This window comes from Bacillus sp. FSL H8-0534, assembly GCF_038005885.1.
Lineage (GTDB): Bacteria > Bacillota > Bacilli > Bacillales > Bacillaceae_G > Bacillus_A > Bacillus_A pseudomycoides.
Genome location: NZ_JBBOUC010000001.1, coordinates 3,585,324 through 3,600,653, shown reverse-complemented (window position 1 = coordinate 3,600,653; position 15,330 = coordinate 3,585,324). Strand labels below are relative to the sequence as shown.

Sequence of the window (15,330 nt, the reverse complement as noted above, 5' to 3'; positions counted from 1 at the left end):
TCCTAATTTATTTATCTAGGCTATTTTTTTGATTCGAAAACTTCAAAAATATTGTCCAACTCGTCTAGAGTCATATCATTCTCACTGAAATCACTTGGAGTAAGCTCGATTTCATCTTTTTCGCTACAAAACTTCATCAGAGCAACTAGATTTTGACGATAAAGGCTTCCCAGCATCTTAATAGTGCTCTTCCTAAAGACCTTTGGATTGTAGCTGATATTAATCTGTAAAACTCCTCCTACGACCATTCCATTCCATTCAAGTAAATGCTCCTGATGGTTCTTTCCGCTAATTTGTCGGCCCATCGGCATGCTGGAGTAGAGTTGAACATCGTCTTCTTCAAAAGCTCCAAGGTAGTTAAAACTAATTTCAGGATCTATCGTCTTTCCTATAGCTACACTTGAATTTAAATACTTGAAAACTCCATATCCAGCTCCCTTTTTTGGTATCTTTCGGAGGGTCTCTTTAACAGTCTTAATAACAGATGCCATATTGCCTGAATCCAGTTCAAAGATGACAGGGAATATGCTTGTAAACCACCCTACCGTTCTGCTTAGATCCATTCCATCTATCAACTCTTCTCTTCCATGACCTTCCAGACTAACGACCAGAGCATTCTCTCCTGTCCACTCCTTTATTGTCATTGCGAGAGCAGCTAGAAGAAGATCATTAATTTCTGTCTGAAATACCTTGTGTACCTCAGTTAAAAGCATGATGGTTTCATTTTTGTTTAACGATATCCCTTCTATTTGTAAATCTTCATATAGATGCCTACCTGAATACTGATAGTCTTTAGGCAACATTGGTATTGTCTTAGACTGAATGTTTCTCCAATAAACAACCTCTTTTTCATTTTTGCGGCTTGGTACGTATTGAGCAAGTCCATTAGCCCAATCCTGATAAGAAGTTGTTTTTGCCGGAAGAGAATCATCCCCTTTTTCATATAGGCGGTAAAAGTCCTCAATAAGGATCCTCCATGATACTCCGTCTATTATTAGGTGGTGAATGACGATTAGCAAATGGCTACCTTCTTCTGTGTTGAATACTGCCAGCTTGAAAAGCGAGCCATTAGAAAACTGGATGCTGCCCTGTATTCGATTTGCCTCCTTCTCAATTAAAGAAACAGAATTTTCCATGCCCCTAAAATCAAAGTTTTTTACAGTGCACTCAATCCCCTGTATTCCCCGATTATGCTGAGAGGAAGAATCCAAAGAAAAAGCAATCCGCAATGCATCATGATGCTCGCACAGTTTTCTGAAGCAGTTCTCTATCAATTCAGGCTCCCATCCTTCTTTCCTAAACAGCATCATCGATTGATTAAAGTGCTCTGGCCTTTCAAATTCCTGTTCTAAAAACCAATGCTGTATAGGAGTGAGAGGAACTGTTCCCTCAATTGCACTCTGTTTGGCTTCTGTCTGGAAAGACTCAATAAATGGACTCAATTCATATATAGTTGGATTTTTAAACATTTCCATCATGTTCAGCTTTAAATTGAGTTCATTTAACCTTGCAGCGATCTGAATGGCTTTAATAGAGTCACCTCCCAGTTCGAAGAAATTATCATGGATCCCTACACGCTCCACCCGTAGAACTCCCTTCCATACATCTGCAAGCAGCTTCTCCATTTCAGAGAGAGGTGCAGCGTACTCCGTTCCTTCGTCCATCGTAAAATCAGGTTCTGGAAGAGATTTCTTATCTATTTTCCCATTAGGTGTAAGCGGTAGAGAATTCAGCCTTATAAAGTATGAAGGGATCATATATTCAGGCAGCTCTTTCTGCAGGTGCTGGCGCATCTCTGTAACCATCCAGTCTCTCTCAGAAACGACATAGGCACATAAATTACGATCTTTGAGAACAACGACTGCTTCTTTGACAAAAGCATGTTCGGTCAGCTTGGTCTCTATTTCTCCCAATTCAACTCGGTAGCCCCTGACTTTTACTTGCTCATCATTTCGGCCTAAAAACTCTATATTTCCATCGGACAGCCAGCGAACAACATCTCCCGTTCTATAAATCTTTTCATTCACTTGATATGGATTAACAATGAAACGCTCCTTTGTCATATCTCCTCTGTTTAAATACCCGCGCGCTACTCCTTCTCCTCCTATAAAGAGTTCTCCCGGAACTCCTATAGGTTGCAACTGGAGGTCTTTATTAAAGATATAAACACGCTTATTGGCAATTGGTTTTCCAATCACCACTTTATTCAGCTCTGGACTGCATTCGCCAATAGTAGCATCCACTACTGTTTCAGTAGGTCCGTATGCATTTAAAAATTTCCTGTTTCTTCCCCATACTTTCACCAGATCTACAGGTAACGCTTCCCCGCTGGTGCTTAACGTATGTAAATCTGGCAGTTCAGCAAACGGAAGTGCTTTTAACATGGATGGGGGAATAAAAGGAATTGAATTTATCGCGTTTTCTTCCAACCATTTAACAAACTCTTGCCCAGAAAGAAAAATCTCCTTATCACAGATATAAAGAGTAGCACCCGATAATAGCGTATGAAAAATATCTCCCACAGAAGCATCAAAACTATAAGAAGCAAACTGAAGGACCCTGCTTCCCTCCCGTATGCCATATGTTTCAGCCATGAGCTGCAAATTACTTACACCTCGATGCTCTATTAACACACCTTTCGGTTTCCCGGTCGACCCCGATGTATATATAACATAGGCCAGATCTTCCGCCTGATTGATATGTTCAAGATTCTCATCAGCTCCGTTATACACATGAGGCTGATCAATCAGAATAGTCTCTCCCGTAAAGCCTTCCATAATTTTCACACTACTTTGTGTTAAGAGGCGTTGAACCCCACTGTCTTCAAGGATATAGCGAATCCTTTCTTCAGGATATGACGGGTCAAGTGGGACATAAGCTCCACCTGCTTTTAGTACACCCAGAATACCGACAATCATTTCAAGGGAGCGGTCTACCATGATTCCAACCAGCTCTTCCCTAACCGTTCCTCTTTCTCTTAAAAGTCTTGCAAGCTGATTAGCCCTAGAATTCAACTCTCGATAAGTAAGCTGTTCGTCACCAAAAACTACGGCTACAAGCTCAGGTGTTCTCTGAACCTGTTCCTCAAACAGTTGATGGATTGCTTTGTCATTCGGGAACGGCTTTTCAGTTTGGTTAAAGGTATACAGAAGCTGATGTTTTTCTTCCTCTGTCACCAGAATCATATCTGACAGCTTTTGGTCAGGATCTTCAACTATCTGATACAACAGATGGAGGAAGTGATCTCTCATTCTTTCTATAGTATCTTGGGTAAAAAGGCTTGTACTGTATTCTATAGAAATATAAAGCTCTCCTTGCTCAGTTTCAGCAATGTCCCAGTTAATATCATATTTTGTATTGTTGTAATCCCAGCTATAGGAATTAAAAGATAATCCTGGTATTTCCAAGTTTCCCATTTCCATATTCTGTAGGTTCAACATTGTATCAAACAGGGGATTCCGACTAAAGTCTCGCTGTAAATTAAGCTTTTCCAAAAGTTCTTCATAAGGATAATCGGCATTTTCATAAGACTGCAGCACCTGTTCTTTTACCTGAAGAAGGAACTCTCGGAATGTAAGTGTTCCTACAGGATGATTTCTAAGAGGGAGAACATTAATAAAAACACCGATTACTTCTTCCAAATCAGCATGCGTTCTTCCAGCAATTGGTGAACCAATGATTATATCTTCCTGCCCAGTATATTTTGAAAGGAGGATATTATAGGCTGCCAGCAGCATCATAAAAAATGTCGACTCTTCTTCAGAAGAAATTTCTTTCAAACGAAGCACCAGTTCATTATTGACCCGAAAACTGAATGTCTTCCCCGAAAACTGTTTAATCGGCGGACGAACAAAATCCGTCGGTAACTCTAAAATTGGCAGCTCCCCAGAAAGTGTATTCAACCAGTACTGTTCTTGTTTTTTCAATGATTCAATCTGACTCTGTTCTTGCTGCCAGACTGCATAATCTTTGTATTGTATTTGTAAGTCATTCAATTTATTTCCTTGATACAATTCTGCAAAATCCTGCAACAGGATATTCGTAGATACACCATCTGAAATAATATGATGCATATCCATCATTAAGATATTACGATCTTCCTTAATCTGCACAACTTTAACGCGAAACAAAGGTGCCTTGCTAAGATCAAAAGGTGTGATAAAACTTTCAATAATATCCGGCATTTCAAATAAATTACCCTTGATTAATTCAAATGGGAATTCAACTTCTTCGCAAATTTCTTGCACAAGCTCTCCTTCTTTGAACAGAAACACTGTCCTGAGTGACTCGTGTCGGCTCATTAAAGAGCAGAATGCCTGATAAATCCGCTCTATATCAAGTTCTCCATTAACTTCAACAATAATCGGAATGTTATAACTTGTCCCACCTTTAGCTTCTTCAAGCTTCTGAGCTGCATACATTCTTTTCTGAGCAAACGACACCGGATAAAACGGCCTTTTAGAAGCTTTTTTAACTGAACGGTATTCTTGTTTGCCAGCAGCAGTAATAAAGGACGCCAGCTTTTCTACAGTTGGCGAAGAAAATATAGCCTTAATAGGAATTTCCGTATCTAGCTGCTTCTGAATCCTAGAGGCAAGGATCATAGCCTTTAGTGAGTGGCCACCAAGTTCAAAGAAGTTGTCGTGAAGGCCGACCGGCTGCACTCTAAGTACCTCTTCAAATATACTTGCAAGCACCTTTTCTGTTTCAGTTACTGGTTCAAAGTATTTCCTCTCTTTCTCTTTGAGAACCTGAGGTTTAGGAAGCTTACTTTTATCCACCTTTCCATTGGCATTGAGTGGTAACTTTTCTAGTTCCACAATAAAAGTAGGCACCATATAATCCGGAAGCTTTTTGGCAATATAATCACGAATTTCTTCGATATTGATTATTCCTTCAGCTGAAATATAAGCACATAAATAAGAATGGCCATTAACATCTTGATAGTCCGTAGCAAAGGCTTTCCGTACAGCAGGGAATTCAAGAAGCTTTGTTTCCACTTCTCCGAGTTCTACCCTATGTCCTCTTATTTTTACTTGTTGGTCAATCCTACCGAGGTACTCAAGGTTTCCATCTGACATCCAGCGGACAAGATCCCCCGTCTTATAGATCTGATCGCCAGGCACGAAGGGATCCTCCACAAAGCGCTCTTCTGTCAAGTCTGGTTGGTTCAGATATCCGTCAGAGATTCCATCTCCTCCGATAACCAATTCGCCAGGTACCCCTTCCGGCTGTAGATAACCGCTACGACTGAGAATATACACTGACGTATTACTAATCGGCTTCCCAATCGGCACCGTATGGAGGTCAACCATAGACTCCGTGACAGGGCAGGCCGTGGCAAACACTGTTGTTTCGGTTGGTCCGTATACGTGAATGAGCCTGTCTTCTCCCATTGCCCTCAATGCTTTTCGCACATGTTTGACTGACACCATTTCGCCACCAAACAGAAGCTTTCGTAGCCCCTTTAAGCTTTCAAGGTCCACATCCACAAGCGTGTTGAATAGCGCTGTTGTCATGAACGAAATTGTTACCTGTTCTTCTTGGATTAGACGCGAGAGCCGGAGGGCATCTCCAACCGTTTCCTTCGGAACAAGCACCAGCCGAGCTCCATGAAGAAGAGATGCATAAATATCAAAGGTAGAACCGTCAAATGCATAATTGGACAACTGAAGGAACGTGTCTGTTTCTTTCACTTCCAAATAGCCGTTGTTGATGATCGTCCGGATGACATTCCGATGGGTAGTCAGATTTCCTTTCGGTTTCCCAGTAGATCCTGAAGTATAGACAATATAAGCCAGGTCTTCTGGTCCGGAAATCCTACCTAGATTGGACGAATCGCTTTCCTCTAAAGCTTCCTCAATTGTAAGGGTCTTCCCTTCATAGGTGTACGGAAGAACGCCTCCGTGAAGAATTACAAGTTCGGCTCCGCTGTCATCAATCATATATTGAATCCGTTCCGCCGGATAACCTGGATCGATTGGAAGGTAAGCAGCACCAGATTTAAGAATGCCCAGTATGCCTGCAATCATTTCAAACGAACGCTCCGTGAGAAGTCCGACCGTCTGGCCTCTCTTTACTCCCTGCTTTACCAAGCTACGTGCAATCTGGTTAGCCATTCCGTTGAGTTCCTTGTATGTGAGAACCTTATTTTCAAACACCAAAGCGACATTATTAGGTGTTTTCGCTGCCTGTTCCTCAAAGAGTGAACAGATGGACTCTTCTTTTGGATATTGCCTACAGATAGTATTCATATCTATTAGTCTCTTTATCTCTTTTTCAGATATAATCTGTATATCTTTTATCTTGATTTCCGGATTCTCAATGATTTGAGTAGCAATCTCTTGTAAATGTCTAGGGATATTTTTCATCCATTCGGAGTTATAGATATTACCATTGAATATTATCTTACCGCTAATCTCATCACCAGAATGAACCTGAATGCTTAATTTATAATTTGTCTGCTCAAAAGCCTCGAATCCCACAATGCGGAAACCTAACTTTTGTTCTTGATTATGATCAAAATCGTCCATAGCTACAGGAAAATTCTCAAAAGCTACAATATGATCAAACACCTGTTCACCAAATTTGGTGTTTTCCTGTATTTCTGCCAACGAAACATAATCAAACTCACTGGAAGCAAGTGCCTTCTCCTGTGATTTCTCTACTAACTGATGAAATGTATCATTCTCACTGCTTGTAATTCTTACAGGAATCGTATTTATGAATAACCCAACAATCTTTTCTACATCTGGAATGTCTGCTGGCCTGCCAGAAACTATTGAACCAAATACAACATCGTCAGTGTTATTCAACTTCTGCAGCATGATACCCCACATCGTTTGGAAAACGCTATTCACTGTAACTTGTTTAGACATGGCAAGCTGAGAGATTTTCCGAGTTATATCTTTATTAAAGTTGAATTTTATTTCTTGATGCATAAAATCTGCGGGTTCCTGCGCAGACCAATTATATGGAATTCCCTTGACACCGCTATAGCCCTCAAGGAACTTCTTCCAATACCCTCGGGCTGCTACATCATCCTGCTCATCCAGCCATTGAATGTATGCACTGTACGGCAGCCCTTTTTCCAGATAAATAGGTATGTCCTGAATGTAATCGACATAATACTTAAAAAGATCATTTAAGATAATGCTCATACACCAGCCGTCCATTAAGATATGGTGATGACTCAATATTATTTGAAACTGATTCATTTTTGTTTTTAATACGGCAAGGCGAATGAGCATATCACTTTGGAGATTAAAGCCCTTTTGTCGATCCCTCAATTTATATTCTTCTAGAAAGATCGTTTTTTCTTCTTGGGACATATGTGAAATATCTTCAAAGCTTACTTTGGTTCTCCGGTCTTTTAATATAACCTGAGTTGGCTCTTTAATTTTGGAGTAAAGAAAAACCGTCCTTAACACATCATATTTTTCAATCAAACGATTGAAACTTTCTTCCAAGAAGGGGACATTAAGTTCCCCTTCAATCAGAAAGACCATCTGTTCGAAATAAGTATCATTATTTTCATCTTTTAATGCGTGAAATAGCATCCCTTTTTGTGTCGGGGATAACTGGCATAAATCCTTTACCCTAGAAACGTCAAACATCAAATCACTCCAGATCGTATAGTATTTTTCAGTTACTTAACACTCTTTAAAGCCTCAAATACATCATCCAAATCTGATTGAGTCAGCTGACTCATGCTAAAATCACTAGGTGTTGGTTCTGATTTCTCTTTTGCCACACAATGGTTGATAATATGAAGAAGATGACTTTTATACTGGTCAAGAATGTTTTCGACTGTCCCGACATTGTATTGGATAGAGTTAAACATAAGATTAAGCTGTAATTTCCCATCGGTAACAATTGCAGTAAGCTCAATACCCGTGCCATGTTTATTCTCCAAACTAACTGGTTCTCCCATTGGCATCACAGGGTATTTCGCTTTGCTATTAATTTCAAACTGTCCCAGATAATTAAAAATAATTTCTGGTTTTATCTTATATTTTATTTTATTTTCTTCCGCTGGAACCAAATAATTGAGTACACCGTAACCTGCACCTTTGCGGGGGACTTCTCGTAATGTTTCTTTTACTCCTTTAATAACACTACCAAGATCGCTTGAAGGCACATCAAATACCACAGGAAACATGCTTGTAAACCAGCCAATCGTCCTACTTAGATCTGCTCCTTTTATGAGATCTTCGCGGCCATGCCCTTCTAGGCTGACTGCCATCCTATTTTCTCCTGTCCATTCCTGAACTGTTAGAGCAAGCGCCGCAAGAAGGAGGTCATTAATTTCAGTCTGGTAAGCCCGATGGGCTTCTGTCAGAAGCTGGTGTGTTTCTTTTTCGTCAAGGCTGAAATGCAGAGCTTCTATTTTACTGAAGCTTCCATCGTCTTCCCTGTCCTTCGGCAGAGGAGCCACTTTCATGGATTCGACACCTTCCCAGTATGGAATCTCTTTTTGTATAGCCCTGCTCCTTGCATACTCAGACAGCCCACTTGCCCAAGCACGGTAAGAGGTGGTCTTCGGTGGAAGAACTTCTCCTTTCTCATATAGACGATAGAAATCCTCCAGAAGAATCCTCCAGGACACTCCGTCCACCAAAAGATGATGAATAACAATTAATAGATAACTTCCTACATCAGTCTCAAAAATCCCCAGTTTTATCAGCGGACCTTCTTCGAGATTAAGGCCAGCCTGGAGGTAATTCGCTTCTTTCTCAATTAAAGGTTTTCCATCTGTTACTCCCCTAAAGTCAAATCGTTGAAGAGTAAAATCAATAGCTTCCGTTTCCCGACTGTACTGCTTCGAAGGGGAATAAACCATTCGGAGCGCATCATGATGCACGCAAAGTTTGTGGAAAGCCTCTATCACCGCTTCACTATTCCATTCTTCCTCCCTGAACAGCATCATAGATTGGTTAAAGTGTTCTGGTATAGGAAACTGCTGTTCAAAAAACCAATGCTGTATCGGAGTCAGAGGTACATCACCCTGAATTAAGCCTTGCTCTGCAGATGCAGCTGCAAACCGAATATATGGAACAAGCTCGTATACTGTTGGATTTTTAAACAAGTCTTTCATCTCGAATTTCAATCCATGCTCGTTCAGCCTAGCTGCAATTTGGATCGCTTTAATGGAGTCTCCTCCCAATTCAAAAAAGTTATCATGAATGCCAACTCGTTCTGTCCGGAGTACTTCCTCCCATACAGATGCTAAGAGTTTTTCCCTATCTGATAGAGGTGCCGAGTACTCTTCCCTGATTGGCACCTCACTTGTCGGCTTAGGCAGTGCTTTTTTGTCAATTTTTCCGTTAGGAGTAAGCGGGAAGGATTCGACCTCAACAAAATATGAAGGAATCATATAGTCAGGTAAAACTTCTCGCAGATAATTTCGAATGGAAGAAACCGTAACCTTCCCTAAAGAAACTATATATGCACAAAGATAGCTATAATCTTGCTCTTCTGTTACGGAAATAACAACGGCTTCCTTAACGGCACTATAAGTTAAGAGACGACTTTCAATCTCTCCTAATTCAATGCGGTGGCCGCGGATTTTCACCTGATCATCCATTCTTCCAAGGTACTCCAGGTTTCCATCTTCCAGCCATCGGGCCAGGTCACCTGTTTTGTACATCCGCTCTCCTGGTTGAAACGGATTTTCAACAAAGCGCTCTTCCGTTAGCTCTGGACGATTCCAATAACCTCTAGCCACACCTTCCCCGGCAACATACATTTCACCGCCAATTCCAACGGGCAGGAGGTTCTTTTGTCCATCCAGCACATACACCTGAAGAGTGGGAATCGGTTTTCCAATATTGCTGATGTTAGTCTCGATTTCTTTTTCAGTAATTTCCTTGTACGTAACATGAACAGTCGTTTCCGTAATCCCGTACATATTAATCAACTGAGTAGAAGGATAGGCTGCTTTCCAGTCCTTCAGCTGTAGAGGGGACAGCTTTTCGCCCCCAAAAATAACCTTACGGACCGGTATCTCGGCTGGCTTCATCTTTTTCATCTGATGAGAAAGATGATAAAATGCCGTAGGCGTCTGATTCAAGATAGTCACTTTCTCTTTGAGAAGCAGCTCAGCAAAAACCTCAGGATCCCGGGCCACAAAGGATGGAACAAGAACTAGCCGGCCTCCATACAACAAAGCACCATACATTTCCCAAACTGAAAAATCAAAACAATAGGAATGGAACAGTGTCCAAACATCTTTTTCTGAGAAATCAAAGAGATTCTGATCGTTAAATAAGAGACGTACCACATTTCGATGCTCCACCATGACTCCTTTCGGCTGTCCAGTAGATCCCGAGGTATAGATGATATAAGCCAAATCATCCGGACCAGCTTCCGCTTCCAGATCCGCATGATCTTCTTTCTCCCATTCCCGTTCCCAAAGCCCCAGTACCTGGCCGGAATAATGAGCGGGAACGTCTTCCGCATACTGGACGATCAACTTCTCGGCCCCGCTATCTTCAAGCATATAGCGGATTCTTTCCTCTGGGTAATCCGGATCAATTGGAAGATAAGCTGCACCCGCCTTTAATATACCGAGGATACTTATAATCATCTCGGGTGAACGATCGACGAGAAGGCCTACTATCTGTTCGCGACCTACCCCCTGCTTCTGAAGATGGCGGGCCACTTGGTTAGATTTTCTATGTAGTTCGCTATAAGACATAGAACCCTCTTTATACTGCAAAGCAACTTTATCTGGAGCTTTTTTTACCTTGTTCATAAATATTCCATGAATAGTCTTTTCCCTTGGATATTCTGCCTCCGGAGGATTAAACTCTTTCAAAATCCGGCTACTCTCATACGGAGTAGCTAATTGAATATTGAATATTAGTTTGTCTAAATCATCAGTAATCTGCGAAAGCAGATAAGAGAAATGAAGGTACATTTTCTCTACCGTTTCTTTTCTGAATATACTAGTGCTATACTCTATCATTATCTTCAGTGAACTATCTTCTATTATGGTCCATGTGAGATCATATTTTGCATTCCTCCTACGCCAAGAATATGGCGCTACATTTAGCCCAGGAATATGAATCTCATCAATTTTCATATTTTGCATAACCATCATTGTATTAAATAGAGGCTGACGACTAAGATTTCTTGGTATATTCAATTTTTCTATGAGCTCTTCCAGTGGATAATCCGCATGTTCAAATGCTTTTAGAACTCCAGATCGAACATTTGCAATAAACTCTCTAACAGATAAAACTCCTTTTGGTTCATTTCGAAGTGGTAAAGTATTGATGAACATCCCGACAACGTCTTCTAAATCTGAGTGTTCCCTTCCCGCTACAGGAGAACCTACCACAATATCCTCCTGTCCTGTATATTTAGAAAGCAGAATAGTATATGCTGACAAAAGAATCATATACAATGTAGAGCCTTCTGCTGCTGAAATGCTTTTGAGTTTCTGATATAACTTACTATCCATTTCAAACTCTAAGGTTTCACCAAAAAAGGACTGCACAGGAGGACGGGGAAAGTCTGTCGGTAGTTCAAGAACCGGCACATCACTTTTGAAACAGTCCAGCCAATATTCTTCTCCGGCTTTTATTCTATTTTTATATTCAGCAGTCTGTTGCCATTCAGCAAAATCCTTATACTGAATTCTTAAAGAAGGCAGCTCTTTACCCTGATACAATTGGATAAACTCCTGTATAAGAATGTTTACAGAAATGCCATCTGAAACGATATGATGAAAATCCCACATGAAAAAATAGCGAGTCGGTTCCACTTTCACCAAAAGTACCCGAAAAGGAAGGTCTGTTTCTAAGTCAAACGGTCGAATGAACTCATCAATAATTTGTGGCAATCTCTCTTCTGTTACTTCTTTTAGTTCAAGCTCAAAATTGCAATGGGACTCAATACGCTGAATTAACCGATCATTCTTAAGGTGAAAAGTGGTTCGTAGAGGTTCATGACGGTCAACCAAGCTGGATAGCGATCGGTAAAGTCGATCTATATCTAATGTTCCTTCCAGCTCTAAAATTAAAGGCATATTATAATGAGTAGATTGTGTGCCACCCTCAATTTGTTGGACTACATACATTCGGCGCTGAGCAGCAGAAACCGGGTAGTATTCTTTCTTTGGAGCCTGTTTAATAACATGGAAATTCTCTTTATCTGAATCCCTAATATAATGGGCCATATCCATTAGTATTGGGTTTTCAAAAATCTTCTGAATTGGGATACGTGCTTCAAACTTTTTGTGAATGGCCGCAGCCAACTGTGTAGCTTTTAATGAATGGCCACCTAGCTCAAAGAAATGGTCCCTTCTCCCCAGCTGTTTTATGTCCAGTACTTTACTCCAAATTTCAGCAAGCTCTCTTTCGGTATCATTAATTGGTTCCTCATACTTGCCAACTCTCTCTTTTTGTGGTTCTGGTAGTCCAGCCTTATCAATTTTCCCATTAAAAGTAAGGGGAAATCGGTCTAGAAAGACATAATAAGCAGGAATCATATATTCTGGCAGCATTCCCTTTAAATAAGTGCGTATAGAATTTTGACTCCGTACTTCATTAGTAACCAGATAAGCGCATAGATACGACTGCGCCTGATTGTCGTTCCTCGCAATTACACACGCTTCCTTAATGTATGGAACAGCAAGAAGTCTGGCTTCAATTTCTCCTAATTCAATACGGTGGCCGCGGATTTTCACCTGATCATCCATTCTTCCAAGGTACTCCAGGTTTCCATCTTCCAGCCATCGGGCCAGGTCACCTGTTTTGTACATCCGCTCTCCTGGTTGAAACGGATTTTCAACAAAGCGCTCTTCCGTTAGCTCTGGACGATTCCAATAACCTCTAGCCACACCTTCCCCGGCAACATACATTTCACCGCCGATTCCAACGGGCAGGAGGTTCTTCTGTCCATCCAGCACATACACCTGAAGAGTGGGAATCGGTTTTCCAATGTTGCTGATGTTAGTCTCGATTTCTTTTTCAGTAATTTCCTTGTACGTAACATGAACAGTCGTTTCCGTAATCCCATACATATTAATCAACTGAGTAGAAGGATAGGCTACTTTCCAGTCCTTCAGCTGTAGAGGGGACAGCTTTTCGCCCCCAAAAATAACTTTACGGATCGGCATCTCGGCTGACTTCATCTTTTTCATCTGGTGAGAAAGCTGATAAAATGCCGTAGGCGTCTGATTCAAGATGGTCACTTTCTCTTTGAGAAGCAGCTCAGCAAAAGCCTCAGGATCCCGAGCCACAAAAGATGGAACAAGAACTAGCCGGCCTCCATACAACAAGGCACCGTACATTTCCCAAACTGAAAAATCAAAACAATAGGAATGGAACAATGTCCAAACATCTTCTTCCGAGAAGTCAAAGAGATTCTGATCGTTAAACAAGAGACGTACCACGTTTCGGTGTTCCACCATGACTCCTTTCGGCTGTCCAGTAGATCCCGAGGTATAGATGATATAAGCCAAATCATCTGGACCAGCTTCCGCTTCCAGATTCGCAGAATCTTCTTTCTCCCATTCCCGTTCCCAAAGCCCCAGTACCTGTCCGGAATAATGGGCTGGAATGTCTTCTGCATACTGGACGATCAGCTTCTCAGCTCCGCTATCTTCAAGCATATAGCGGATTCTCTCCTCCGGATAATTCGGGTCAATCGGAAGATAGGCTGCACCCGCCTTAAGAATTCCCAGAATACTTACGATCATTTCTAAGGATCGCTCAGTTAAGATTCCTACAATCTGATTCCGCTGTACTCCTTGCCTTCGAAGACTCCTTGCCACCTGATTGGCCATTCTATTTAATTTGGAATAGCTAACTTCCTGGTCACCAAAGACCAGAGCAGTACGAGAAGGCATCATAAGCACCTGTTCTTCAAAAAGTGCTGAGAGAGTCTTAGTTTTTGGATAAGTTCCGCCAGTAGAATTAAACTTTTCCAAAATTCTAGTTTTATCCTCAACAGAAAGCATATCTATTTCATCTACCTGTACCTCAGGTGAATGAACGACCGTATTTATCATCATTTTTAAATGTGAAAAAATGGCATATATTGTATCTTGTGTATACCTACGTTCATTAAAAATAATTTTTATTATTAAATCCTGGCCAGGTCCAATAAGGAGATTAAAGTCATAATTTGTCTGATCAAATGCGTCCACTTCCGTTAAAGTGAACCCGTATTTATCCATACCTTCTCTGCTTTGAATCGAATCATCAAATGGATAATTTTCAAAAACAACCATATGATTAACCAATTGATTTCCCGTTTCTTTACCGCATTGAATATCAGCAAGAGAAACGTAACTAAAAGGTTCGGACCTAAGAGCCTCTTCCTGCAGCTGCTTAACTAGCTGCAGGAAGCTCTGGCCGGCAATTTTTTTAACCCTCACCGGCACTGCATTAATAAATAAACCAACGATTTTCTCAACACTAGGTATTTCTGATGGCCTACCAGAAACAATTGATCCAAAAACAGCATCCGTAGTATTGTTATATCTTTGCAGAAGAACGCCCCAAATTGCTTGGATAACAACATTTAAAGTGACCTTGCACTGTCTGGCTAAATCATTTAGCTTCTTGGTAATATCGGTTCCGAGCCTAAAAACAAGCTCTTTCCTTTCATAACCTAGTAAAGCCTCAGAAGTGCTTCTGCTTGGAAGGTTTGCAATTTGATTGTAGCCTTTTAAATAGTTATCCCAATAAACCCGAGCTTCTTTCTGATCTTGCTTGTGTAACCATGAAATATACTTACTGAATTCAGCTGATTTTTCCAGATTTGGCTCTTCCCCGTTACGGATTTTCCCATATAAATCGAATAGTTCATTTAAAACAATTCCAAGAGACCACCCATCCATCAAAATATGGTGGAAGCTCCATATGAACGTATAATCTTCTCTACTAGTCTGAAAAGCAGCAAATCTCATCAGTAGATCTTTCGAGAGGTTAAAACCCTTCTTCTTATCTTGTGATTTATAGTATTCTATTATTGAAAACTGCTCTTCTGCAGGTTTAGAAGAAAGGTTTTGATAAGCAATTTTTATGCTCCTCTCTTTTAGAACAACCTGTTTAGGTTTACTAACCCCCTCATGAAGGAAGACGCTTCTGAAAATAGCATGTCTTTCAATTAACAAATTGAAGCATTTTTCAAACACAGGCAAATCTAAACTGCCTTTGAATTTAAAAGCCATCTGTTCAAAATAGGCATCACTATCACTGAGCAATGAATGAAAAAGCATACCTTCCTGCATTGGAGATAGACTATATATGTCATCAAATTTCTTCTCTTTCAAAGTATCCCTCCATCCCATAAAGCTAGTGTAACTTTCTCAAG

The 15,330-nt window shown here is 40.7% G+C and carries 2 protein-coding genes; both read right to left on the bottom strand.

The window, feature by feature from the left end:
• Positions 1 to 20 precede the first annotated feature (20 nt).
• Entirely contained in the window at positions 21 to 7,616 is a 7,596-nt protein-coding gene (locus MHH71_RS18125; protein ID WP_340724656.1) for an amino acid adenylation domain-containing protein, read from the bottom strand.
• 32 nt (positions 7,617 to 7,648) lie between these two features.
• Positions 7,649 to 15,289 carry a non-ribosomal peptide synthetase gene (locus MHH71_RS18120; RefSeq protein WP_176134311.1) on the bottom strand — a complete coding sequence of 2,547 codons (7,641 nt, stop codon included), beginning with the start codon at positions 15,287 to 15,289 and terminating at the stop codon, positions 7,649 to 7,651.
• Positions 15,290 to 15,330 lie beyond the last annotated feature (41 nt).